A 21,959-nucleotide genomic window follows, 5' to 3' on the forward strand; every position below is an offset into this window, starting at 1 on the left:
GCCGGTGACCGTATCACCGCCTCCGGCCCGGTTCGGGCGGCGGCAGGGTTCCGTCGTTCGCCCATGAGTGCCGGGTTCGGCCCGAATCGTCGTTCGCTTCCGTCCCGCGGCGGCGGTGCGGCCGGCCGCCACGCCGCCGTTTTCCGGTATCTGCCGGCGGCCGGAGTCCGGTGTGGTTCTGCAGCCGATATTCCGGCAGACAGGGGCCGGTCGATGTCCCGGCATGGATCGGGCGGGCCCGCCGCTCCGAGGGCAGTTCCCCGGGCGAGATGAAGACCCGGTGCCCTCGGACGCCGGTCAGGGGGTGGTCAGCGCGCCGACCATGGCGGTCCCGAATTCCAGATCGTTGCTGGTGGGCAGGACCTTGTAGGTTCCTCCGGTGCGTTCGGTCAGCGTGCGCAGGGTGTCGGAGCCGGCACCGCCGACCACGATCACGTCGACACGAATCGGGGTCTCCGGCGCGCCGGCGTCCTCGACAGCGGCCAGCAGGTCCGTGCCGCTGAGCGCCGAATCGTCCGCCGGACCGTCGGTGACGAGCAGGATCGAATTCGTCCGGTCGGCGGCGTAGTTCTCGACCGCGCTCCGGTAGGCGGCGAGCAGCGCCGGATAGCATTCGTCGGCTTGCGCGGTCGTCGCCTCGATGGAGCCCAGGGAACCCATGAGCGTGCCGCGGTGCTCGTCGGTGAGCGGGGCGGTATCGGCGATCACCTCGTACGGATCGCCATTGCCGGCGTCCTTGCCGAAGGTCCAGATCCCGAGACCGAATTCGGGCGGCATGACATTGAGGGTCGACGCGAGGGCGCCGATCGTGTTGGTCAGCCGGCTCAATTCACCGTCGGTGGTCGCCATGGATGCCGAGACATCCAGCAGGGCCGTCGCGTGTACGCCCAACACCGGGTTGTCGAGCACTCCGCGCAGCCGGTCCAGGGCGGCGCGGGGTGCTACCGCGACCGGCCGGTCCGGTGGGGCGGCGAATCCGGCGGCGATCAGGTCACGTTGCTGTTCCGGTTTACGCAGGTACTCCGCGAACAGGCCGGCGATGAGGTTCTCGGTCTTGTCCACCCACGGCCCGGTCATCACCGCGGCCGGGTAGTCGGCCACCGGTGCCGCCCCGGCCGGCACGTAGAAGGTGGCCTTGCCGTTCGCCGCGAGCACACGCTGGGTCACCGGTACCGCGTGGACCGCGGCCTCGGCCGGCGCCGCGGCGCCGAGCGCGGTGATCGCCGCCGGGATATCCGTCACCTGCGGTGCGACGGCTGCCAGTGCGGACACCGCGGATACGGCCTGACCGGAGGCCACCGCCTCCGCGGTCAGCGGATCGGTACCCGAGACCGCGCCCGCGACCGCCGCGGCCACGGCCAGCGAGGTGTCGCCGGGTGGCAGCGCCATCTGCAGGCCGTTCCACCCCGGCAGGCCGATCGCCTCGAGTGAACCCTGTTGCAGCCGCGGCAGATCGGCCCAGGAGGTCTGGACCGCGGCAAGCGCGTGGCGCAGCACTTCGGGGACGGCCAGCACGATCGGGCTGGACGCGATCGAGCGCGGGGTGCCCTCGATCAGCCCGGGTACCCGCATGGATTCGATCTGCCTGCTGGATACCGGAATCCACAGTGCCGGGCGTGGACCGAGCACCGGATTCCAGGTGGCGTTGGAGGTGAAGGCGGCGACCATCTCGGCGGTCGGGCGTTCGGTGACCACCACCTCGGCGCAGTGATCGAGCACCACCGGCCGGGTCTCGTTGTAGCGGGCCGCGAGGGTGCGAATGGGGTCGGCGATCTCCGGGTCGACGGTGATATCGAGGACGGCTCCGCCCTCCGTGCACGCGCCGTCGGTGCTCGCGCCGACAGGGGAGTCCTCGCCCAGCCGCCACCAGGCGGCGACGAGTGCGATCAGGACCACGACCACCACCGCGGCGATCACCGGTCCCTTGCTTATTTCCCGGGAGGAGCCGGTGCTGCGATGGGTACCCACGGGCAGTCAGTGTAAGGAGCGGAACGGGTTCGTGGCGTGTCACGCCCGCACGGCTGTGGGGCCGTATGCACGCACACGGCCCCACAGTGTCCGCACCGGGTGACGCCGGTTATTCGCGGATCATCTTTCCCCGGTCGAATTCGTGCCCGCCCCACACCCCGGACTGGCCGGTGCGTTCGGCGAAGGCACGGCAGTCCGGCCGGATCGGGCACCGGCCGCACACCGTACGCGCGTACTCGAAGTCCTGCGATGGATACGGAAACCACGCCTCGTGGTTCGGGTCGCCGCGGCAGGCGGCGCGGTGCCAGCCGTGGCTGTCGGACATGGGCAGCAGATCTGCCAGAACTTCGACGGTCATCTCGATCCCCTCCTCTCGCGGATCGGCTCAGGGTGCCGCGGCCAGGTGCTTCCACACCCGCCGCTGTTCACGGGCCAGCGGTTGCGGCGCCCGGGGTTCCCAGAGCAACCGCATCCCCGCCTCTTCGGGAGTCCGGTCGGCCTTGCCGGTGTTGCACGGCACGCAGCAGGCGATCAGGTTCTCCCAGGTGTTGGGGCCGCCCCGGCTGCGCGGCCGGATGTGGTCGACGGTCGGCGCCCACCCGCCGCAGTACCCGCACCGGTTACCGTCCCGCCGCAACACCGCGGCGTGGGTGGCCCGGCTGCCCGGGGACCGGATCGCGAGATGGGCCAGGTACCGGTAGCGGACCAGGCGGATCGTTTCCGGCAGCATGATCTCGGTGTGCTGGGAACGGACCGGGAAATGCGGCCGGCGTACCACCACCGATTCGGCGATCCCGCTGATCAGCAGCACCACGGCCCGGTCGGCGGCGACTTGATCCAGCGCCTCGTAACTGGCATTGAGCACCAGTACCCGACTGTGTATCCAATTGTCCGGAGTGAGCGTCACCGGTTCGGTGACAGCAGGAAACGGCATGGGAATCACCAGGTTTCGACGGCCGGGGAAACCCGGACTTCAACAGGGGAGAAGGCGTACGGTTCAGCGACGCCGCGGGAGGAACTGGTCGATCACGAGATCGCCGGCGGGTTTCGCCTGCCGCAGCTGTTCGGCATTCACCGGCCGGACCGGCATCTCGGCGCACTGCCGCGATGCCATGATCGACCGGGTGCTGTCTGCCGATGCGATGGGATACAAGACCACTCCTCCCTTCCGAAAATCGTGGCCGCCCCCGTGGCGGCCTGGTGGAATACATGGTGGCACAGGGCGGTAGCCGTTGTCGGCCCATTTTTCCGGGGCTCGGCGAATTCCGGCCGCCTGAGGGAGGCCACTCGGAACCGCGGGGTTCGGTAGCGCTACCGGCCCGAGACCGTCCCGGAGAGTCTGCACCGCCACGCCGCCCCCAACGGCCGAAGCGGCACTACCGGTCGGTAACATAAACGTCGACTTTCCACCCGGTATTCGCGGAAGTGAGGCACGTAGATGACAGAGCGGAAAAAGGTCGGCGGGCTCGAGGTTGCCACCGTTCTCCACGACTTCGTAGAGAACGAAGCGCTCCCCGGCACCGGCGTCGATTCCGCCGCGTTCTGGGCCGGCGCCGAGCGGATCATCAATGAATTCGCGCCGCGTAACCGGGCCCTGCTGGCCGAACGCGACGAAATCCAGGGCAAGCTCGACGCCTGGCACAGCGAGCACCCGGGCGCGAACTACGACCGGTCGGCGTACAAGCGGTTCCTGACCGAGATCGGCTACCTGCGGCCGGAACCGGCCGATTTCACCATCGGCACCACCGGCGTCGACGACGAGATCAGCAGCACGGCCGGCCCGCAGCTGGTCGTGCCGGTGAGCAATGCCCGCTTCGCCATCAACGCCGCGAACGCGCGCTGGGGTTCGCTCTACGACGCGCTCTACGGCACCGACGCCATCCCGGAGACCGGCGGCGCGGAAAAGGGCACCGGCTACAACAAGGTGCGCGGTGACAAGGTCATCGAATGGGCGCGCAACTTCCTCGACGACGCCGTCACCCTGATCACCGGCTCGCATATCGGGTCCACCTCGTACGCCATCGTCGACGGTGAACTCGAGGTCGGGCTCGAGGACGGCACCACGATCGGCCTGGCCGACGCCGGTCAGCTCGTCGGCTATATCGGCGACCCGGCTTCGCCCAGCGCGATCCTGCTGAAGCACAACGGCCTGCACATCGAGATCCAGATCGACCCCGAATCCCCCATCGGCAGCACCGATACCGCCGGGGTCAAGGACGTCGTCATCGAATCCGCGGTCACCACGATCATGGACTTCGAGGATTCGGTGGCGGCGGTCGACGCCGACGACAAAACCCTGTGCTACCGCAACTGGCTGGGCCTGATGAAGGGCGATCTCGCCGAAGAGGTCACCAAGAACGGCAAAACCTTCACCCGCACCATGAACCCGGACCGCGTCTACACCGCGCTCGACGGTTCCGAGCTGACCCTGCACGGGCGCTCGCTGCTGTTCGTCCGCAATGTCGGTCACCTGATGACCAGCGACGCAATCCTCGACGCCGAGGGCAACGAGGTGCCCGAGGGCATCCTGGACGGCATCATCACCTCCCTCGTCGCCAAGCATTCGCTGCGCGACGATGTGGTGCTCTCCAACAGCCGCACCGGCTCGGTGTACATCGTGAAGCCGAAGATGCACGGCCCGGACGAGGTCGCGTTCACCAACGACCTGTTCGCCGCCGTCGAGGATGTGCTGGCTCTGCCGCGCAACACCCTCAAGGTCGGCATCATGGACGAGGAACGCCGCACCACGGTGAACCTGAAGGCGTGTATCAACGCCGCCGCCGACCGTGTGGTGTTCATCAACACCGGCTTCCTGGACCGCACCGGCGACGAGATCCACACCTCGATGCTGGCGGGTCCGATGATCCGCAAGGCCGAGATGAAGACCCAGCGCTGGATCCTGGCCTACGAGGACTGGAACGTCGACACCGGCATCGCCGCGGGTTTGCCCGGTAAGGCACAGATCGGCAAGGGCATGTGGGCCATGCCGGACCTGATGGCCGGGATGCTCGAACAGAAGATCGGCCATCCGAAGGCCGGCGCGACCACAGCCTGGGTGCCGTCGCCGACCGCCGCCACCCTGCACGCCACCCACTACCACCTGGTGGACGTGTTCGAGCGGCAGGCCGAGATCGCCAAGGGCGGGGCGCGCGCGAGCGTCGACGAGATCCTGGAGATCCCGCTGGCGGCCGATACGAACTGGAGCGAGGCGGACAAGCAGCAGGAGCTGGACAACAACTCGCAGTCGATCCTCGGCTACGTCGTGCGCTGGATCGATCAGGGGGTGGGCTGCTCCAAGGTTCCCGACATCTCCGATATCGGGCTCATGGAAGACCGTGCCACCCTGCGTATCTCCAGCCAGCTGATGGCCAACTGGCTGCGCCACGGCGTGGTCACCACCGATCAGGTGATCGCCAGCCTGGAGCGGATGGCTCCGGTGGTGGACCGCCAGAACGCCGGCGACCCGAATTACCGGCCGATGGCACCGGATTTCGCCGGGAGCGTCGCCTTCCAGGCCGCCAAGGAGCTGATCCTGGAAGGGACCACGCAGCCCAACGGCTACACCGAGCCGATCCTGCACCGCCGCCGCCGCGAGGCCAAGGCCCAGTGCAAGTGAGTGAGGTTCAGTGATTGAAAAGTAGCTTCTGACAGCTCTTTTCGAACATAGGCCCCTCACCTGGGACACCGGGTGAGGGGCCTATTCAATCACTCGAGATCAGCTTGGATACCGGCCTGTCACGTTCGAAACGGTCACAAAAACGGTCACACGCGGGGCAGTCGGTCGGTCTCAGAATGTGATGCCCTACCAGCGCCGATGGCTTGATGAGTGTGGTCGTGGCGGAACGAGAGCGCGAGATTTTTGTGGGTGGCCGATAGGTGCGTCGCTCGGATCCAGTGGATCGGCTACTGCGTCAGCGGTCCACCGGAATGAGGTCCGAGCGTCAACCGATTCCGCGACGGGCACGGTTGCGCAACTCACCGATCATGTTCTTCCGGCGTGTCGTCGAGCCGACACGCGGACGAATTTTCGTGGCAGCTAATCTTTGGCAATGAGCGTGCGCGCTTCGTCCTTGCCGACCCGCCTCGTCGCCGGCAGTCCCTCTACCGAGAGTTCACGCGTTGACTCCAATACGGCGACGCCGAGATTCGCGAGGTGCAGGCCCAGCTGCACGGGCCCACTCCGTGAAGCGCCTTGCGCAGACCGTGGCCATGCACCCGCGCACCTTGCAGCGACGGTTCAAGGAAGCCACGGGCCTGACGGCGACGGAGTACATCCAGGCGGCGCGCATCGCGAAGGCCCGCGAGCTCCTAGAGCTGACCAACGAGCCGGTCGCTCGGATCTCGCGCAGCGTCGGCTACCTCGACGTGTCGAACTTTCGGCGGTTTTCACCGCGCAACGGGGTCACGCCGACGGAGTGCCGCGACCGGTTCGGCTTCGCGGCACGCGTCGGCAGTCATCAGGATGCCTGGTCCGGCGGTCAGTTGGCGATGATCCGCTTCACTCCCTCCCGGTACGTGGTGACCTGAAAGCCGGGAAAGCGGGCCGCGAACTTCGAGCTGTCGAAGATGTTGTCGTCGCGGTAGCGGCCGAGCAGCTCGGACATCTCGTCGAGCGGCTCGACGAAGCGGCGCCCGAGGCGGAAAGCGAGCATCGGCAGCACCGTGTAGCCGATCTTGCGGCCGGTGACCTCGCCGGCGATCTCGATGAGCTGGGCGTAGGACTGCCGGTCCGGGTCGATCGGTAGGTGCCAGGTCTGGCCGTAGGCATCGGGGGTGTTGCCGAGCAGGGCCAGCGCTCGGCTCGCGTCGGGGGTCCAAATCAGGGAGCGCTCCGCGTGGGCGTTGACCGGGACGAACGGCCGTTTGCCCGCCCTGATCCGGTCGAACACCAACGAATTGGTGTAGCTCTTGGTCGAGTCGGGCCCGTAGAACTCAGGGGCGCGGCCGATGAGGCCCTGAACCCGGCCGGCGCGCATGGCTTCGAGGAGCATGGTGGCGAGCTCGGCACGGACGCGGCCCTTGCGACCGCCCGGTGCGAATGCTGTCGACTCGGTCTGGGGTGCCGATGTCCCGGGATACATGTAGGTGTTGTCGAAGAAGACGAGCTTCGTCCCGTGTTCGGCGCAGGCGTCGATGACGTTGCGCATGATGACTGGGAACCGACGCTCCCACAGCTCCGAGTCCAGGGGCAGGCCTGCGGTGAGGTAGGCGATCTGGCTGTCCGCGACAGCGCGGCTGGTGGTCTCGGCGTCGGTGAGGTCCGCGGCCACGAGCTCATCGGTGTCGTTGACCTGCGACGGCTTGCGGCTGACGAGGCGAATGTCGGTGGTGTAGTTGCGGTGAAGCTCGTTCACGAGCTCGTCGGCGATCGGCCCGCCGGCGCCGAGGACGGTCTGCATGTGGTCTCCTCGAAGTGATGGGGTGGTGTTGACATCAGCTCGGTTGCGAGCAGCGTCGTGCCACCGAATGACGATGCGGTCGACCACCGTGGCAGGGTGCGGAACCAGCCGACGCGGTCGTTGGTCGTACCTTGGGACACCTGGTCGCTGATGTGGTGTCAGTGTGTCACCGAGGTCGACGCGAAGGTGCGCGTGGTGAGGTCGTCGACGGCCCCGACCGGTGACAGTGCATATCGTCGTCTTGGGGGATGACGAGGGCCGGTCGATTACTCCGAAAGTGCGTTATGTTTACAGTGCTAACACAGCGTAGAAGGGTGAAGTGAGCGATGTCAACATCGGAGAAGAGTGGCTACCATCACGGCGACCTGCGTGCAGCGCTGCTGTCGGCCGCGATGGAGATGCTCGAGGCCGGCGAGCCCTTCTCGCTCCGCGCGATTGCCCGCAGGGCCGGCGTATCGCAAACGGCGCCGTACCGTCACTTCAAGGACCGCGACGCACTGGAGTCTGCACTGGCCGTCGAGGGCTTTCGGGGCCTGCTGGCGGACCTGGGCGAGGGGCGCAACCCGCCCGCCTCACTCCAGGATCTGGCCGAGTTCGCGGTTGCCTACGTCGCCTTCGCGCTGCGGCGTCCGGCTCTGTTCCGCGTGATGTTCGGCAAGCCGTGCGATGATGCGGACGACGAGCGGGTCAAGGCGGCCGACGCCCTGCACGAGCTGCTGGCCGACGCGCTCGACCAGGTCTTTCCCGAGGCGGACGCCTCGTCCCTGGCGTCGGCCGGCTGGGGGCTCGCCCATGGGCTGGCCTGCCTGTATCTCGACGGCAAGCTGCACGCGGCGTCGGGCGAGGAGGTCGCCGAGCGGGTGCGCAGTGCCTTCCTCGCGATCGCTTCGGTCAGCTCCTGACGCAAGTCGCGCACCAGCAGTGCACCGCACATGAAGCGTTGTTGACACTGCTTACATGCCGTGCAATCCTCGGTGTTGGCACCGCTTACATCAGAGGAGAGAGTCGATGGCATCGACCGGCAAGCTGACCGACCGGACCGTAGGGGTCGATCTCGGAGGGCGTCTCGTCGCCGTCCCTGAAGGCGGTCTCTACGACCGGTTTCGGATGAACACCGATCTCGACGAGGTCGCGCAGGATCCGAGGGTCAGTAGTGTCGACTTCTTCCGCCGGATGCCGAAGACCCGCGTGGACTCGCGCATCGGGCCCACGCTGACGCCGAACTTCTACTACCGCATCTCCACGGCCCGGCTCACGATGCTCGCGCCGTCGAAGGCGATCCGGACTCGCCTGCCCAAAGAGCTCGATCCGCTCGAGATCGTTCCGGGGCTCGGGATCGTCTCGGTGATGGCCTTCCGGTACGACGTGTGCGATATCGACTTCTACACCGAGGCCGCTGTCGGCATCGCCGTCAAGCCGGCGCGGCACGGCGGCGGGCTGGGTCTGCTCGACCTGGTCACCGGTCTCAAGAACGACTCCCTGCACTCCTACGTGCTCGCGCTTCCGGTCAACACCGAGATCGCGCAGGTGCGCGGCCACGACGGCTACGGCTTCCCCAAATGGGTCACCCAGCTCGACGTCGACATCGACACCGAGCGCACCTCCGCCCGGGTCGCCAACGACCAGGGCGGCCTCGACCTCGCCCTCTCGGCCCCGACTCCGAAGCAAACCGCCCGGCCCACCGGCACACACGTCTCGACCCTGACCTCCTACACCACGATCGACGAGGCCTGGCACTCCACGACCAGCCAGATCAACACGCTCGCCTCGGGCACCACGCGATTCCCCCGCGGCCTCGACCTCCAGCTCGGCGAGGGCCGGATGAGCGAGAGCTTGCGCTCGCTGAAACCGATCCGGACGATCCAGCTCGACGTCACCACCGAAGGCCAGCTGGCACTGCACATGCCAGTGCCCACCTCCGTCCAGGATCGGAGTTGAGGACGAGATGACCACCACGAATCCCGGCCACGTCGCCACCGTCCTTCCGGCCTCGCTGACGCCGGCCCAGGTCGAGCGCCTGGCCGCCATGGTCGTGCTTGCCGACGCCGACATCGAGAAGGCCGCCGCCGGTGCGGTCGCCGCCTGCTTCCCCTCGGCCGGGCAGCTGTGCGTATCCACCGAGCGGCTCTACGTCGCCGACGAGATCCACGACGCCTTCGTGGCCGCGTTCGTCGAGCGCACCCAAGCCATGCGCCTGGGTGTTGCCTACGACTTCTCGGTGGACATGGGCTCGCTGACCACCGGCTCGCAGCTCGAGACGGTCAGCTCGCACGTCGACGACGCGGTGTCGAAAGGCGCGACGGTGCTGGCCGGCGGCAGCGCCCGGCCCGACCTCGGGCCACTGTTCTATGAGCCGACCATTCTGGCCGACGTGACACCGGAGATGACACTGTTCGAGCACGAGACGTTCGGGCCGGTGGTCTCGATCTACCGCTACCGGTCGGTCGACGAGGCGGTGGCGATGGCCAACGCCACCCCGTACGGCCTCAACGCGAGCGTCTGGGGCCGCAACGGCGCCGAGGCCCGCAAGGTCGCGCGACGGCTGCACGCCGGCACGGTCAACGTCAACGAAGCGTTCGCCGCCGCCTGGGGCAGCATCGACGCCCCCATGGGCGGTATGGGCGACTCGGGCGTAGGTCGCCGTCACGGCGCGGACGGGCTGCTCAAATACACCGAAGCCCAGACCATCGCCCACCAGCGACTCCGGGGCTTCACTCCGCCCCGTGGCGTCGAGCACGAGCAGTGGGCGCGGATCCTGACCCGGGCGTTCAAGACGCTGCGGGCACTGGGCGTCCGATGACTGCGAGACACGACGGCCTATCACCTCGCCATCCGCCCCCGCAGGAAGGAAGATCAGCCAATGACCAAGCGTGTCCTTCACGTCGTCACCAACGTCGGCCACTACGACGACCCGTCCCACGCAACGGGGCTATGGCTCTCCGAACTCACGCACGCCTGGCACGTGTTCGACAAGGCGGGCTTCGAGCAGACCCTGGTCAGCCCGGCAGGCGGCCCCACTCCACTCGAGCCGCGGGCGCTGAAGTTCCCCAACTACGACAAGACCGCCAAGGCCTGGCGCGCCGACCCCGCGAAGATGGAGCTACTCGCCACCACGAAGAGCCCCGAGGAGATCGACTCCGCCGACTTCGACGCCATCTACTTCACCGGCGGCCACGCCGTGATGTACGACTTCCCCGACTCCGAAGGCCTGCAGCGCATCACCCGCGAGATCTACGAGCGCGGCGGCGTCGTGTCCTCGGTCTGCCACGGCTACTGCGGGCTGCTCAACACCCAGCTCTCCGACGGCTCATACCTCATCGCGGGCAAGCACATGACCGGCTTCGCCTGGCAGGAAGAGGTACTCGCCCGCGCCGACAAGCTGGTGCCCTACAACGCCGAGGAGCGCGCGAAGCAGCGCGGCGCACTCTACGAGAAGGCGAAGCTTCCGTTCGTGTCCTACACCGCCATCGACGGCAACCTCGTCACCGGCCAGAACCCGGGCTCGGCCAAGGCCACGGCGCGAAAAGTCGTCGAAGCCCTCGCGGGCAACACACCGCAGGCTCGCTCCTGAGACACGTTCGTTCCGTGGAACACTGCGGTCAAGACGGGCATCTCGTTGTGTCTTGGGTCAAGACCTTGACAGCACCTGGCTGGTCACATGGTTCATGCCACGGCCGGGGAGTCACCTGAAACGCTCGGTAACGGCGCATACCGCGCTGACTTGGTCGGTCAGCGCGGTCATTCACGATCGTGGTCGGATCTCGATGCGCGGCATTCCAAGTTCTGTGGCAGCGGTGGCCCTGGACAAGTACGCACGGCCGAGGATGATCTACACATCACGTGCGTCGAGGTTCGGATCGCGCACCATGGGCAGCGCGCACGTATGTCGAGCGTCGACCAGTTCGTCCCGAGTACCGCATTGGCTCGGGTGAGGACCTTGCGCAGCGCCTCGTAGGTCATCGGTTGGCGATGCAGGCCAGCGCCGGGTCCGCGTCGCCGAAGTGTCTGCTACAGAGGCTGATTCGTAGTCACGGGTTGGCCGAGCCCGGCGAGATAGGGCGGCAGCCACACGAACGCTTCCGCACTGGCGGGCATGAACAGTTGGTCCAGGTGACCCGCAATGGCACTCGTACGAGCCGGTGGCTTGACATGCTCGACGCCCTACCGCTGGAGCGTGCTTTGCTTGCCGCGTTCGCTGAACTCGTGCGGGCGAACAGCGGCGGACCGGTCGCCGATATCGGATGTGGCCCCGGTCAGGTCACCGCGCACCTGCATGCACTCGGATCGAGTGTGTTCGGCATCGACCTTTGCTCCGCGATGGTCGCCTTGGCCCGGCAGGCGTATCCGGATCTGCGGTTCGAGCAGGGATCGATGACCGCTCTGGATCTCCCCGATGCAGGGCTCGGCGGCATCCTCGCTTTCTATTCGACCATCCACATCCAACCGGAGCAGTTGCCGCTGGTGTTCGCCGAGTTCGAGAGAGTGCTGGCTCCAGGTGGCTACCTGTTGCTCGAGTTCTTCGCCGGTGCCGATTCACAACCGCAAGAGTTCGACCACAAGGTCGTGCCGGCCTATCGATGGTCGCCCGACAGTCTCGCGGAACTGCTGGCCTCGGCCGGGTTCGTCGAGGTCGATCTGCGCTACGGCGTTCGCCTCTATCGGCCCCTCGACGTGGAACAGACCCGCCGCTATATCGATGGGCTACGGAGCGCGCCGATCACTGCTGTCACGGATTGAACATGACCCAATCGAACGCCGATGCGCACTCTCACGCAACAGCGATGCGGAGCTCTGACCGTCAGGGCTCCGCATCGCTGTTGCCATCAGTCGCGCCGCTTGGGTGGGCGTCGGCGCAGAACCGGACTGAGCGCGCTCGGCGGTTCGGGTAGCTCTCGTGCCCACGGACCCATGTCCAGGGCTGGCTGTGCGGGCTTCTCCGGGAGTTCTGCCTGGTCGAGATTCACCACGCCCACCAGTTCAGGCGCAGATTCCTCGACAACGGCATCGACAACCTCATCGGTGTGGTTACGACTGGCGGCGTGGCTGTGCTTATCATCGGTCGGGTCACCGCCGAACAGCCGGCCCGGGACACGCCGCACGATCCGGGTCATCACCGGCCCCTTTCGGGCCAGCCGGGATTCCACCGCCACGCGCGCGTTCTCGGCTTCGTCACGGTTGCCGTGCAGCGAGACGTGCAGGATCTCGCCGAACTCGCCCGCGGCGACCAACACGCACTGCGTGCTTGGGTCTTCGGCGCGGGCCAGGCCGGCGCGAAGGGCGAGCGCACCATCCGGGGTGCAACCGAGCCGGTCGGCGATATCGGCATAGGAAGAGCTCAGCCCGAGCTCTACGATGCGGTCGGCGATATCGGCCTCGCTCACCCGAAGCGCCGACGACAACGCGCTCATACCCGCGCTGTGCGTCTGTCCGCGGCGCAGCCAGCCCCACCGTCCTGGTGCCGGGGCGGCAGACCAGACCGCGCGCACGTAGTCGTCGGCGGTCTCGTCCCAGTAGGGCAGCTCCGCCTCGGCGTGTTTGCGGCGCGCCACACTTTCCCAGTCGTAGTCCGGCTCGATCGCGATCCGGTCCTCGAGCCGCTGATACGGCCGGCGCCGGCGTGGCCCGCGCACACCGTCATTCCTCTCGATGAGGTAATCGGCGCGGCTCCGCACCGCCGATACAGTGCGCCCCACTGCCTTCGCGATCTCTTCCCACGTGTCCCCGCGCTGCAAGCCCGCGATGATGTTCCGGTACTCGTACGCGGTCCACCGCGCTCCGTGCATCGGCCACAGCAATCCATTGTCGATGTCCACCCTGGCGCCCTCCCGCCTCGATCACTCAACACCTTCAACCAGGATAGGAAGCGACCCCGACAAGCGGGTACGGTTCAGATCCACGGCGACACAAAAACTTTCGGGATCGACACGTGGATACGGGCCGAGGCTAGGCCGCGACGTCGAACAGTGTCAGCGTCTCCGGGGCTGCCAGAGCGCGCTGCTCGGCGCGTTCCCGCGCAGCACAGGTCGGGCCGGTGCCCTGGGCGATCGACCCAGGTGAGAGCAGCCATCCCCGGCAGCGACGGCAGTGCACCACGAGCTTCACCACGGGCGGTTCAGTGGTGTCGGCCATCTTTCTCCTCCGAGCCAGATCCAGCTACGCCGTGAGGATCGCACGCCCCTCCGGCACATCGGCCTGCCAGCTCGGAATTGGTGCCAACCGCCATGGTCTGCCTCCGCCGAGGCTCCTGGGTTCCGGTCGTAGTCGCTCGACGTCTACTCGCTTCGGGGTTGTCCTTCAGCAGCCAATTGCGTGGCGAGGGTATTGAAGGCAGCTACATACGTGTTCGCATCACGCAGTGCGGTTTTGTCCGGTTTCACCGTGTAGGATTCGACCGCGCCGTTCCCGAACTGGATGCTGAGAGCCGCGACCCCCTTGTTCTTACGCCCCATCAGGGCGGCGCTGCCGCCCAGTGTTGCCACTCCACCAGCGAGGCGGGTCGCAGTCCACGCCTTGTGCGCGCCGGCATCGAAGAGTTCTGCGGTACCGGCCCGAACAGGGCCACATCTCGTCACTCCCTGGCGGGAACTGGGCCACGGATGCAGCAGAGCCGCAAGATTGAGCGTCTTCTCCGCTGGGTGAGTAGCCCGCCACTGCTTCAGCATGGCTTTCTCGTCTTGCCTTGCAGCACGATGGTCGGCCCGAGCAGACGTCTTATCCGAGTTCCGATGAAACCTGTCCCTCTCCTCTACAGGTGAGTGGCCACACAAGGCGCCCCAGGGACTGAAGACCGCCAGAAGTCCAGATTACTCCGAAAATCGCTCCCACCTGCGGATACATTGACTCCTGCCTCCCGGGCCCATTGCACAACGCCTCACCGCCGAAGGTATCCCCTGCCCGTCGGCCCATGACCGCCGCCGCAACCCCCACCGCTCCGGCATCGCCTGGTCCAAAGGCGCCGTCCGCACCATCCTGACCAACCCCCGCTACACCGGCTACGCAGTGTGGAACAAACAGCACAAACACGAATCCTTGATCAATGTCGACGACGTCGCACTAGGCCACCAGACCCGCCTGACCTGGAACCAAAAGACGGACTGGGTCTATTCCGACCACCCCGCACCAATCAGCAAAGCCGGCCTCGACAACGTCGCACTGCGCCTAGTGTCTCGTGGACCGAAATCCGGAGGGGCGCGTCATCACCCGCACCAAGCACACCTACTGCTACACCGGGTTGCTGTTCCACGAAGCCTGCGGCAGGCGAATGCAAGGAAGCTGAAACCACGACTGCGCCCACTTCCGCTGCCGCTATCCCTCCGAATACGCCCTCGCCAACGACCTCGACCATCCGCCATCGGTCTACCTGCGAGAAGACCAGCTGACCGAACCCCTCGACACCTGGCTGGCCGAGGTCTTCCACCCCGGCCACATCGAACACTTACTCACCATGCTCCAACAGGTGCAACCCGACACCACCCCCGCTTTGGACACCGCCCGAGGCTCGCTCCGCGAGCTCGACCAAAAACTGAGCAAATTCCGCGCCGCACTCGAGGCCGGAGCCGACCCGGCCGTCGTCGCAACCTGGACCAAGGAAGTACAAAGCCAACGAGAACTTGTTACCGCGCAGATCGCAGTGCTCGTAGCGCCTCGAGGCCCAGAACGTCAGCTCAGCAAGTAGGAGATCGAACGATTGGTCGAAGCCTTCGACGGCCTTACTCCGATACTCCGGACCGCAGAACCAGGAGATAGGCAGGAGACTTACCGCCGGCTCGGCTTGAAACTCACCTTCAACCACACCACACAAACGGGTCCGGGTGGCGTTTCACGCCTCGATGGCGAGGCGCCGAATCCTGCCACCGTCGAGCTCGAACCGGTAGTGCACGGTGGCGGTGCCGCCGGGGAAATTGCCGTCCAGGCGGATGAGTACGGTCGGGTGCCGGCTGTCGGTGCTGCGCTGCCCGATCCGGGTGGCGGTGTAGCTCCACTCGGTGGAAGAGTTCCGGAGCCATGCGGTGATGGCGGCGATGCCCTCGTAGGTATTGCCGTCGTCGAGCACGGTGGCGTCGGGCGTGAAAAGTGCGGCGGCGTCGGCCGTGCAGTGCTCGTCGTGGGCGTCGAGGTAGGTGACGACCGCCTTGGCCAGTAGGCCGCCGTTGTAGGCGTCGAATTTCTCGCTCATCGTATCTCCTGCCGTGCCGGGGGTGTCGTTCATGTGGTCGGGGTCAGATCGTGCGGATGGTGCCGCCGTCGACCACGATGTCGGCGCCGAGAATTCCGGAGCCCCGATCGGAGACGAGGAAGGCGACCGTATCGGCGATCTCGTCCGGGGTGGCGAATCGGCCGAGCGGAACGCCGCCGAGCCCGTCGAGCAGGGAATCCCGCGCGGCCTCGGTATCCCCGTCGAATCGGTCCGCGAGACGCCGGACGAGCGCGTCGGCGGCCTCGGTCTGGATACCGCCGGGCGAGACGGTGTTCACGCGGATCCCGTGCGGCGCGAGCTGGTTCGCCAACCCCTTGCTGTACGCGCGCAGTGCGGCTTTCGCGGCGGCATAGGCGAGCGTGCTGTCCCATAGGGGCATTCGTGCCTGGATCGAGGAGATGTGCACGATCGCGCCGTGACCGGCCTCGATCATCGCGGGCACGAGCGCGCGGTCCAAACGTACCGCGGCGAGCAGGTTGAGGTTCAGCTCGCGTGCCCATTCCGCGTCGTCGAGTGCAGCGAACCCGCCCGCCGGTGCGCCGGAGCCGCCGGCGACGTGCACGAGGATGTCCGGGGTTCGGTCGGCGAGCACTGCTTCAGCGATTTCGCCGGCCGCGCGGGCATCGGTCAGGTCGGCCGTGACCAGGTTCAGGTCCGGGTGCGCCGGTTCGCCGGGGTGGCGGGCAATCACTGTGACGTCGGCGCCCGCCGCCCGGAGTCGCTCCGCGATCGCGGCCCCGGCACCGCGGGTGCCGCCGGTGACCACGGCTCGTTTCCGGGTCGTCCTGCTCACTTCGCTTTCGCGAGTAAATTCTAAATTGAAAGTAACCATGGATGCTAGATTAGCAGTAACTGGTGACAGTCATGAGCTCCGGACGGAAGGAGGTGCCGATGCCCGCACGTATCCGGATCGAGGACCGGGAATGCCCCCTGTCGACGGCAGTGTCCTACGTCGGCGAGTGGTGGACGATCCTGATCCTGCACGACTGTTTCGACGGCTACACCCGCTTCGACCAGTACCTGGAGAACATCGGCCTGTCGTCCAGCATGCTCACAACGCGTCTGAAAACCCTCGTCGACCGGGGCATACTCGCCAAGCGTGCATATCAGGAGCGCCCGGTGCGCTATGAATACGTGCTGACCGATTTCGGCCGGTCTCTGCGCCCGGTCCTCGTCGCGCTGGCGGCCTGGCGCAATGCGCAACTCGCCCCCGAGGAGCGGGCGATGATTCTCGTGGACTCCGAGACCGGGCGCGAGGTCGAACCGGTGGTCATCGAACCGGTGTCGGGTGCTTCGGTAGCGGATCCGCGGTTCGTCTTCGCGGCAGGCCCCGCGGCCGGACCGGAAATGCGGGAAAGATACCGCGACAGATCCGCAGAGCCGGCGACCGAGGGTGTACCGGGCGACGGCCGAGAGGGCGCCGAGACTGCGGCTGAGCGGCTTCTCGGACAAGGGCCGGGCTACGCCTCGGCCGGTTGACTCCACATCGTATTTCGCTGCCGGGAGGTCAAGATCGGAGAGAGCGGTACGCGCCGTGGTCACGTGGAAGTCAGACCCCGGTATGGCTTAGTCGAGGAAGCGGCGGGCGGTTACGGCTACGGCCCGGCGTCGAGCGGCCTCACGGTGTGCCTGGACCTGTTGAACTGAGAGCCACGTTCGCCCGCGACCGCATCGGCCGGCGCCGCACTCACACGGGAGTCACCCGTGGAAAGACCGTGGGCGTCGCGGACCGGTGGCCGACCAGCGTTCGAGATATCCCCGCGGCTCGGTCAGCTCTCCGGCCGCAGGAAATCGAGGAGCGCGGTATTCACTTCGCTCGGCCGCTCCTGCTGCACCCAGTGCCCAGCGCCATCGATCATGACTTCGCGGTACGGGCCGGCGACTATCTCGGTGATCCGATGCCGAGGCGTGTTGCGTAGGGCGAAGTCGGCGGTCCCGGCGAGAAACAGGGTGGGCACCCGAATGGTCGAGGTGGGGGCGTTGGCGAGGAGGTGCCAGTTGCGGTCGATATTGCGGTACCAGTTGAGGCCACCGGTGAATCCCGTGCGTGTGAATTCGGCTATGTAATAGTCGATTTCGTCGTCGGTGATCCAGTCCGGGGTTCGGTCGGGTTCGGGGAGCCGTTCGATGAATCCCTGCGGGCCGGGCGCCGAGAGGCGGCGGGTGGTCGCCTGGTCGCGGGGGTCGTCGCCGTCGCGTAGGCCGCTGAGCATGCGGCGGATGGCGGTGGCGGGGTCGCTGCCGAGTTCGGTATCGGCCGGTCCGACCTGCTGGAAGTAGAGCATGTAGAAGAAGCTCTCGCCGAAGCGTCGTGCCAGGATCTGCATCGGCGGTGCGGGCGGCCTCGGAGTAGGAGGCACGCTCAATACCGCGAGGGCCGAGGTGCGATCCGTATGTAGGAGGGCGAAGCCGGCGGCGACGGTCGCGCCCCAGTCGTGGCCGATGATCACCGCCTTTTCCACACCGACATCGTCCAGCAGGCCGGTGAGGTCTGCGGTGAGGTGGGCGATGTCGTAGGCCTCGACCCGTTCGGGTCGGCTCGAACCGCCGTATCCGCGCTGGTCGGGGGCGAGGACGTGATAGCCGGCCGCGGCGAGTTCGGGAATCTGGTGCCGCCAGGAGTACGCGAGCTCCGGAAATCCGTGGGCCAACAGGATGACCGGCGCCCCGGGATCCCCGGCCTCGGTCAACCTCAGCGCCACACCGTTGGTGTGGACCAGGCGTTGATGACTGCGATACACCCACTCAATCAACCACAGCCGGACGGCCGATGTCGCCAACCCGCGCGACCGTCGGCTCCGGACCCGTCCGGGGCGGCGGGCGGGTCGCGTCCGCGTGGACACCGCTTTCGGAAAACGGCCCGTGCACGCTCCGGAGACAGGGCGGCGACGCCGGCGGGATATCTCCGCGCAGCCGTGGGGGCCCGGCCGGCCCCCTGCACAACCGACAACCCGTCCGCGAAATCACTCGCCCGCGGGCGCACACGGCGAGCGCATCTCATCGCGTGGCTCGGCGAAGACGAGTCCGTATCCGGCGCCGGTTCTCAGCAATCCCGAACCATCCAGATGAAGAACCGGCACCGGAGAATCCAGTAGCGGCCGGGACTCCGATTCGATGCGGTACCGAATCTCCTCGGGCGGTGGAATCTTTTGCGCCACGAACTCGTGGTCCTCTTCCGTGAACGCCGCGTACGGTTCGACCCGGACCGTATTCGGCCGAGTTCGCGACCAGCGGAACAGAACCCAGTCGGAGAGAAACGGCCGCGCGTACTCCACCGACCCGACTCCGTCGGGAAAGAAGATCAGGAACTCGTCTTCCATCGACGAGTAGTACCCGGTCTCCACGCTCCACTCGCCGACCAGATCACTTCGAGACATGGAGACATTCGACCACTCGTGACCGAAGCGGACCAGCCGTGGCTGTCAGGGACCGGCTCGGTAACGGCTCTTCTCTGGTCAAGCCCCCCGGCCAGCAGAGAGGTACCAACTTGTTGAATTGGAGCCGGAGTTCGTGGTCTGCAGCGCCCGAAGTTGGTTTGCCCTCCTCGTTGAAACCCGTTCGTTCGTAGTTCTTCCTGGAGGTTGTCGTGCCGAAAGCCACTCCTCCGATCAGGTCGTGATCGCTGTCGACCCGCACAAAGCTGGACGGCAGTCGCTGTCGATCGACAGTGCCGGCCGCTCGGCTTATTGCGTGTCGAGGTCAACCGCACCGATTATCGGCACATGCACTCAGGCCGCCAACCGGCTGCATCGCCTGCTGGTCCAATTGGTACCCGCGGTCGATGCCCCGCAGGAATGGGTCGAGTTCCGGTAGCTCTGCGGCGCGGCGCTGGTCATCCAGTCGTCGAGGTCGCGCCGGCGGTGGTCGGTGACGATTCGGGCGAACCTGCTCACCGGCCCCGCGGGCACCGTCAGGTCCGGGCAGGCCGCGACGTTGCCGACACTACCGAATCTGGCTGCATACCAGTCCGATCGGTCAGTGATTCACCGAACGTTGTGGATCGGTGGGACTGATTCGGGCACTGCTTCGGAACCATAGGTCGACGGAAGGATGCAGCGTGAACTCAGATGGGTATGGGGTCCTGTTCCCCAGGTGAACAGGCGGTCCCTGGTGCTTCATCACGAAGCTGGGCAACCGGATCGGTTTCGAGCCGTCCGGCCGCGGGGCCACCACTTCTTCCGCTTTTGCGCGGAAGGGCCGGTAGCTGTCCGGGGTCAGTGGGTGGCCAGCCGGACCGGCATGCGTTTGATGCCGTGGATGAGTGCGCTGTGCCCGTATTCAGGTTCACCGAGTTCGACCGGCGGAACCTTGGTGATCAGCTCCCGGAACAGATGCTTCAATTCCATGCGGGCCAGCCAGGCGCCGAGGCAGTGGTGGGGGCCGCCGCCACCGAATCCAGCGTGGTGGTTAGGGTCGCGGGTGACGTCGAACGCGTGCGGATTGTCGAACGCCGACTCGTCGCGGTTGGCGGAACTGTAGAACATCACGACCTTCTCACCTGCCGCGATCGGAGTTCCGGCAACCTCGGTGTCGCGGGTCGCCCGGCGAGCGAAGTGCACCACGACGCTGCCCCAGCGGATGAATTCCTCGATCGCGGTGTTCATACGTCCGTCGAGATCCTCGCGCAGCCAGTCCATTTGGGCCGGATGCTCCACGAGTGCTTTGAAGGCATGGGAGGTGGTTTGCTTGGTGGTGTCGTTGCCGGCGGCGGAGATCAGGACCATGAAGGCGCCGATATCCTCGTCGCTGAGGCGGTGCCCGTCGAATTCGGCGGCGATCATCGCGGTCATGAGGTCGTTGTGTGGTTCCGCACGGCGCTGCCGGGCCAAGTCGGCGCCTGCGGAGTGGAGGATGCCGATCTGCCTGTAGAAGAACTCGGCGCGCTCCTCGAGGCTGGTGTATTCGAGGTCGGTGGTGCCGAACAGGGCTTCGGTGGCGAACGCGACCGCCTCGCGGTCGGCCTCGGGTATGCCGATCATCTGCGAAATCGTTTGCATGGGCAGTTTCCGGGATACCGCGTCGACGAAATCGAGGGTTTCGCCGGTCCGCAGATCGGCGACGAAATCGTCGACGATCCGGGCGGCATTGGCGCGGACCTGCTCTTCCACCCGCTGGATCTGGCGCGGAGTGAACGCCGAGCTGATCAATTTCCGGTAACGGGCGTGCCGGGGCGCGTCCAGGGCGATGAAGAATTTGGTGCTGTATTCGACATCGGGCGGCATATACCCCAGGGTCGTGCCGTCTTCCGAGGAGAAGATCTCCGGGTTCCGGCTGACCTGCACGATATCCCGGTACCGGGTGACAGCCCAGAAACCGGGATCGGGATCGGCGAAGATCAGGGAATCCGGCGGGGCATGCCAGGTGAGGCCCTCGGCCGCGCGCAACCGGGCGAACGCCGCCTCCCGGCCGTCGAAATCCTTCTCCCAGAACTCGTAACTGGAGATATCGACCTCATGATGGGGCCGTGGGGACGCCGCGCTGTCTGTCAGTGTCATGACCGCCTCCGAACCGAGTGTGCCCTCCCCATGGTGGCACTCCCGCGCCTCGGGGGCACGAAATCGACCTGGATACCGAACCCGGGCCGGCGGTGCATGGTCGGGTTCGGCGATTTCTGACGATCGAGCCGCGGCGGCGAGGTCGGCGCGGCCGACGTTCGGCCCGACACCGGTACGGTTCCCGTTCACCACCGCTGTGGCGGAGTGTTGCGGGGACGCGAATCAAGGACGCCGGCGCGCACCGCCTGGCTGCTCAGGGTAAGAAGGCGGGCAGCACGTAGTCGGCGAGCGTGGTGCGGTGGGCGGGATCGGCCGGGTTGTGGAAGTCGAGACGTCCTACCAGGATCAATTTCACCAGCCCCAGCCATTCGCAGGCTTTCTCGTTGTCGATACCGGGTCGTAGTTCGCCGCGTTCGCGGGCCCGATCGAAAGGGGCTGCTGCACGATCGGGTGATAGTGGTTATGCAGCCTGGCCGGCTGCTGCTGGGGTCATGATCGCTTCGTATTCGACCGGGGTCAACCCGCCCGGTCGGGCTTGCCGGCGGCGCCGGTGATAGGTGCTTTCGATCCAGGTCACGATCGCGATCCGTAACTGTTCGCGGTGTCCCACCGTTGCCGGTCCAAAACATTGCGCTGCAATAGGCTGAAGAAGCTTTCCTTCGCCGCGTTGTGCCCGGCCGCACCGACCGGTCCCATGGACCCGACCATGCCGAAACGGTTGAGCGCGTGAACGAATCGTCTGGATCGAAATTGCGACCCGCGGTCGGTATGCAGGATGCAGCCGGCCACGTCACCGCGTCGGGCGACAGCGTTGTTCAACGCGGTGACCGCGAGCCTCGACTTCATGGTTCTCCTACTCGAGCAGCCAGTTGCGGCGCCGCAGTTCCCGCAGCTGATCGG

General features: G+C 66.6%; 24 protein-coding genes and 1 pseudogene. 10 read left to right on the forward strand and 15 right to left on the reverse strand.

The genetic code is table 11. The features are described 5' to 3' along the window. Nucleotides 1-297 precede the first annotated feature (297 nt). From ACQEVO_RS10345 to ACQEVO_RS10360, 4 genes are all read right to left on the reverse strand, one after another. Nucleotides 298-1,968 (reverse strand): VWA domain-containing protein, encoded by a 1,671-nt coding sequence (locus ACQEVO_RS10345; RefSeq protein WP_432911470.1) that lies wholly within the window; start codon nucleotides 1,966-1,968, stop codon nucleotides 298-300. 109 nt (nucleotides 1,969-2,077) lie between these two features. Continuing rightward, nucleotides 2,078-2,326 carry a WhiB family transcriptional regulator gene (locus ACQEVO_RS10350; protein ID WP_432911473.1) on the reverse strand — a complete coding sequence of 83 codons (249 nt, stop codon included), beginning with the start codon at nucleotides 2,324-2,326 and terminating at the stop codon, nucleotides 2,078-2,080. 27 nt (nucleotides 2,327-2,353) lie between these two features. Continuing rightward, entirely contained in the window at nucleotides 2,354-2,902 is a 549-nt protein-coding gene (locus ACQEVO_RS10355; RefSeq protein ID WP_432911475.1) for an HNH endonuclease, read from the reverse strand. A gap of 63 nt (nucleotides 2,903-2,965) precedes the next feature. Continuing rightward, nucleotides 2,966-3,121, reverse strand: a complete 156-nt coding sequence (locus ACQEVO_RS10360) for a hypothetical protein (RefSeq protein WP_432911478.1) — start codon at nucleotides 3,119-3,121, stop codon at nucleotides 2,966-2,968. A gap of 285 nt (nucleotides 3,122-3,406) precedes the next feature. Here ACQEVO_RS10360 and ACQEVO_RS10365 point away from each other — a divergent pair, with 285 nt between their 5' ends. Next, entirely contained in the window at nucleotides 3,407-5,584 is a 2,178-nt protein-coding gene (locus ACQEVO_RS10365) for a malate synthase G (protein WP_432911481.1), read from the forward strand. 420 nt (nucleotides 5,585-6,004) lie between these two features. Here the strand turns inward: ACQEVO_RS10365 and ACQEVO_RS10370 are convergent, their stop codons facing one another. After that, nucleotides 6,005-6,139: a hypothetical protein gene (locus ACQEVO_RS10370; protein WP_432911483.1), complete on the reverse strand. Its 135-nt coding sequence runs from the start codon at nucleotides 6,137-6,139 to the stop codon at nucleotides 6,005-6,007. Between the two features lie 11 nt (nucleotides 6,140-6,150). Between ACQEVO_RS10370 and ACQEVO_RS10375 the strand changes: the two genes are divergently transcribed. Beyond that, on the forward strand, nucleotides 6,151-6,495 hold the full coding sequence (locus ACQEVO_RS10375; protein ID WP_432911486.1) for a helix-turn-helix domain-containing protein: 345 nt from the start codon (nucleotides 6,151-6,153) through the stop codon (nucleotides 6,493-6,495). On the opposite strand, the gene ACQEVO_RS10380 is transcribed toward ACQEVO_RS10375, so the two are convergent. Beyond that, entirely contained in the window at nucleotides 6,447-7,367 is a 921-nt protein-coding gene (locus tag ACQEVO_RS10380) for an NAD-dependent epimerase/dehydratase family protein (protein ID WP_432911488.1), read from the reverse strand. The genes ACQEVO_RS10375 and ACQEVO_RS10380 overlap by 49 nt on opposite strands. A 326-nt stretch (nucleotides 7,368-7,693) precedes the next feature. Here ACQEVO_RS10380 and ACQEVO_RS10385 point away from each other — a divergent pair, with 326 nt between their 5' ends. From ACQEVO_RS10385 to ACQEVO_RS10405, 5 genes are all read left to right on the forward strand, one after another. Beyond that, complete coding sequence (locus ACQEVO_RS10385) at nucleotides 7,694-8,269, forward strand: TetR/AcrR family transcriptional regulator (RefSeq protein WP_432911491.1); 576 nt, start codon at nucleotides 7,694-7,696, stop codon at nucleotides 8,267-8,269. A gap of 106 nt (nucleotides 8,270-8,375) precedes the next feature. Continuing rightward, nucleotides 8,376-9,305: an acetoacetate decarboxylase family protein gene (locus tag ACQEVO_RS10390; RefSeq protein WP_432911494.1), complete on the forward strand. Its 930-nt coding sequence runs from the start codon at nucleotides 8,376-8,378 to the stop codon at nucleotides 9,303-9,305. 7 nt (nucleotides 9,306-9,312) lie between these two features. After that, nucleotides 9,313-10,167 carry an aldehyde dehydrogenase family protein gene (locus tag ACQEVO_RS10395; RefSeq protein ID WP_432911497.1) on the forward strand — a complete coding sequence of 285 codons (855 nt, stop codon included), beginning with the start codon at nucleotides 9,313-9,315 and terminating at the stop codon, nucleotides 10,165-10,167. Nucleotides 10,168-10,227: 60 nt separating this feature from the next. Next, the gene (locus tag ACQEVO_RS10400; RefSeq protein ID WP_432911500.1) at nucleotides 10,228-10,938 is read left to right on the forward strand and encodes a type 1 glutamine amidotransferase domain-containing protein; all 711 of its coding nucleotides are present in this window, start codon (nucleotides 10,228-10,230) and stop codon (nucleotides 10,936-10,938) included. A gap of 398 nt (nucleotides 10,939-11,336) precedes the next feature. Continuing rightward, a complete protein-coding gene (locus ACQEVO_RS10405; RefSeq protein WP_432922537.1) occupies nucleotides 11,337-12,104 on the forward strand; it encodes a class I SAM-dependent methyltransferase in 768 nt (255 codons plus the stop codon). 86 nt (nucleotides 12,105-12,190) lie between these two features. Here ACQEVO_RS10405 and ACQEVO_RS10410 read toward each other — a convergent pair whose 3' ends face one another. From ACQEVO_RS10410 to ACQEVO_RS10420, 3 genes are all read right to left on the reverse strand, one after another. After that, nucleotides 12,191-13,180, reverse strand: a complete 990-nt coding sequence (locus ACQEVO_RS10410; protein ID WP_432911503.1) for a hypothetical protein — start codon at nucleotides 13,178-13,180, stop codon at nucleotides 12,191-12,193. A gap of 130 nt (nucleotides 13,181-13,310) precedes the next feature. Next, nucleotides 13,311-13,496, reverse strand: a complete 186-nt coding sequence (locus ACQEVO_RS10415) for a DUF6011 domain-containing protein (RefSeq protein WP_432911506.1) — start codon at nucleotides 13,494-13,496, stop codon at nucleotides 13,311-13,313. Between the two features lie 143 nt (nucleotides 13,497-13,639). Next, nucleotides 13,640-14,029, reverse strand: coding sequence for a hypothetical protein (locus ACQEVO_RS10420; RefSeq protein WP_432911508.1), 390 nt, complete (start codon nucleotides 14,027-14,029; stop codon nucleotides 13,640-13,642). Between the two features lie 223 nt (nucleotides 14,030-14,252). Between ACQEVO_RS10420 and ACQEVO_RS10425 the strand changes: the two genes are divergently transcribed. Next, nucleotides 14,253-15,113, forward strand: coding sequence for a recombinase family protein (locus ACQEVO_RS10425; RefSeq protein ID WP_432922540.1), 861 nt, complete (start codon nucleotides 14,253-14,255; stop codon nucleotides 15,111-15,113). A gap of 73 nt (nucleotides 15,114-15,186) precedes the next feature. On the opposite strand, the gene ACQEVO_RS10430 is transcribed toward ACQEVO_RS10425, so the two are convergent. After that, nucleotides 15,187-15,543 carry a nuclear transport factor 2 family protein gene (locus ACQEVO_RS10430; protein WP_432911511.1) on the reverse strand — a complete coding sequence of 119 codons (357 nt, stop codon included), beginning with the start codon at nucleotides 15,541-15,543 and terminating at the stop codon, nucleotides 15,187-15,189. Between the two features lie 43 nt (nucleotides 15,544-15,586). Then, complete coding sequence (locus ACQEVO_RS10435; RefSeq protein ID WP_432911514.1) at nucleotides 15,587-16,357, reverse strand: oxidoreductase; 771 nt, start codon at nucleotides 16,355-16,357, stop codon at nucleotides 15,587-15,589. Between the two features lie 98 nt (nucleotides 16,358-16,455). Between ACQEVO_RS10435 and ACQEVO_RS10440 the strand changes: the two genes are divergently transcribed. Next, nucleotides 16,456-17,043: a winged helix-turn-helix transcriptional regulator gene (locus ACQEVO_RS10440; RefSeq protein ID WP_432911516.1), complete on the forward strand. Its 588-nt coding sequence runs from the start codon at nucleotides 16,456-16,458 to the stop codon at nucleotides 17,041-17,043. A gap of 290 nt (nucleotides 17,044-17,333) precedes the next feature. Here the strand turns inward: ACQEVO_RS10440 and ACQEVO_RS10445 are convergent, their stop codons facing one another. Both ACQEVO_RS10445 and ACQEVO_RS10450 read right to left on the reverse strand, forming a co-directional pair. After that, entirely contained in the window at nucleotides 17,334-18,305 is a 972-nt protein-coding gene (locus ACQEVO_RS10445) for an alpha/beta fold hydrolase (protein WP_432911519.1), read from the reverse strand. 222 nt (nucleotides 18,306-18,527) lie between these two features. Then, nucleotides 18,528-18,941: a hypothetical protein gene (locus tag ACQEVO_RS10450; protein ID WP_432911520.1), complete on the reverse strand. Its 414-nt coding sequence runs from the start codon at nucleotides 18,939-18,941 to the stop codon at nucleotides 18,528-18,530. Nucleotides 18,942-19,179: 238 nt separating this feature from the next. On the opposite strand from ACQEVO_RS10450, the gene ACQEVO_RS10455 reads away from it, so the two are divergent. Beyond that, a complete protein-coding gene (locus tag ACQEVO_RS10455; RefSeq protein WP_432911523.1) occupies nucleotides 19,180-19,377 on the forward strand; it encodes a hypothetical protein in 198 nt (65 codons plus the stop codon). A 401-nt stretch (nucleotides 19,378-19,778) separates the two neighbouring features. On the opposite strand, the gene ACQEVO_RS10460 is transcribed toward ACQEVO_RS10455, so the two are convergent. Together ACQEVO_RS10460 and ACQEVO_RS10465 are read right to left on the reverse strand one after the other, a co-directional pair. After that, nucleotides 19,779-21,059: a cytochrome P450 gene (locus ACQEVO_RS10460; RefSeq protein ID WP_432911525.1), complete on the reverse strand. Its 1,281-nt coding sequence runs from the start codon at nucleotides 21,057-21,059 to the stop codon at nucleotides 19,779-19,781. A 460-nt stretch (nucleotides 21,060-21,519) separates the two neighbouring features. Continuing rightward, a pseudogene (locus ACQEVO_RS10465) lies at nucleotides 21,520-21,911 on the reverse strand (transposase); the annotation flags it as partial. Between the last annotated feature and the right edge of the window lie 48 nt (nucleotides 21,912-21,959).

Origin of the sequence: Nocardia sp. CA-290969 (assembly GCF_050936135.1) — a bacterium.
Taxonomy (GTDB): Bacteria; Actinomycetota; Actinomycetes; order Mycobacteriales; family Mycobacteriaceae; genus Nocardia.

Bases quoted from the DNA above. Each gene is read 5' to 3' on its own strand.
- ACQEVO_RS10350 (WP_432911473.1), bottom strand. From the start codon at position 2,326: ATGACCGTCGAAGTTCTGGCAGATCTGCTGCCCATGTCCGACAGCCAC.
- ACQEVO_RS10355 (WP_432911475.1), bottom strand. From the start codon at position 2,902: ATGCCGTTTCCTGCTGTCACCGAACCGGTGACGCTCACTCCGGACAAT.
- ACQEVO_RS10365 (WP_432911481.1), top strand. From the start codon at position 3,407: ATGACAGAGCGGAAAAAGGTCGGCGGGCTCGAGGTTGCCACCGTTCTC.
- ACQEVO_RS10380 (WP_432911488.1), bottom strand. From the start codon at position 7,367: ATGCAGACCGTCCTCGGCGCCGGCGGGCCGATCGCCGACGAGCTCGTG.
- ACQEVO_RS10385 (WP_432911491.1), top strand. From the start codon at position 7,694: ATGTCAACATCGGAGAAGAGTGGCTACCATCACGGCGACCTGCGTGCA.
- ACQEVO_RS10390 (WP_432911494.1), top strand. From the start codon at position 8,376: ATGGCATCGACCGGCAAGCTGACCGACCGGACCGTAGGGGTCGATCTC.
- ACQEVO_RS10395 (WP_432911497.1), top strand. From the start codon at position 9,313: ATGACCACCACGAATCCCGGCCACGTCGCCACCGTCCTTCCGGCCTCG.
- ACQEVO_RS10400 (WP_432911500.1), top strand. From the start codon at position 10,228: ATGACCAAGCGTGTCCTTCACGTCGTCACCAACGTCGGCCACTACGAC.
- ACQEVO_RS10405 (WP_432922537.1), top strand. From the start codon at position 11,337: ATGCAGGCCAGCGCCGGGTCCGCGTCGCCGAAGTGTCTGCTACAGAGG.
- ACQEVO_RS10415 (WP_432911506.1), bottom strand. From the start codon at position 13,496: ATGGCCGACACCACTGAACCGCCCGTGGTGAAGCTCGTGGTGCACTGC.
- ACQEVO_RS10420 (WP_432911508.1), bottom strand. From the start codon at position 14,029: ATGCTGAAGCAGTGGCGGGCTACTCACCCAGCGGAGAAGACGCTCAAT.
- ACQEVO_RS10430 (WP_432911511.1), bottom strand. From the start codon at position 15,543: ATGAGCGAGAAATTCGACGCCTACAACGGCGGCCTACTGGCCAAGGCG.
- ACQEVO_RS10440 (WP_432911516.1), top strand. From the start codon at position 16,456: ATGCCCGCACGTATCCGGATCGAGGACCGGGAATGCCCCCTGTCGACG.
- ACQEVO_RS10450 (WP_432911520.1), bottom strand. From the start codon at position 18,941: ATGTCTCGAAGTGATCTGGTCGGCGAGTGGAGCGTGGAGACCGGGTAC.
- ACQEVO_RS10460 (WP_432911525.1), bottom strand. From the start codon at position 21,059: ATGACACTGACAGACAGCGCGGCGTCCCCACGGCCCCATCATGAGGTC.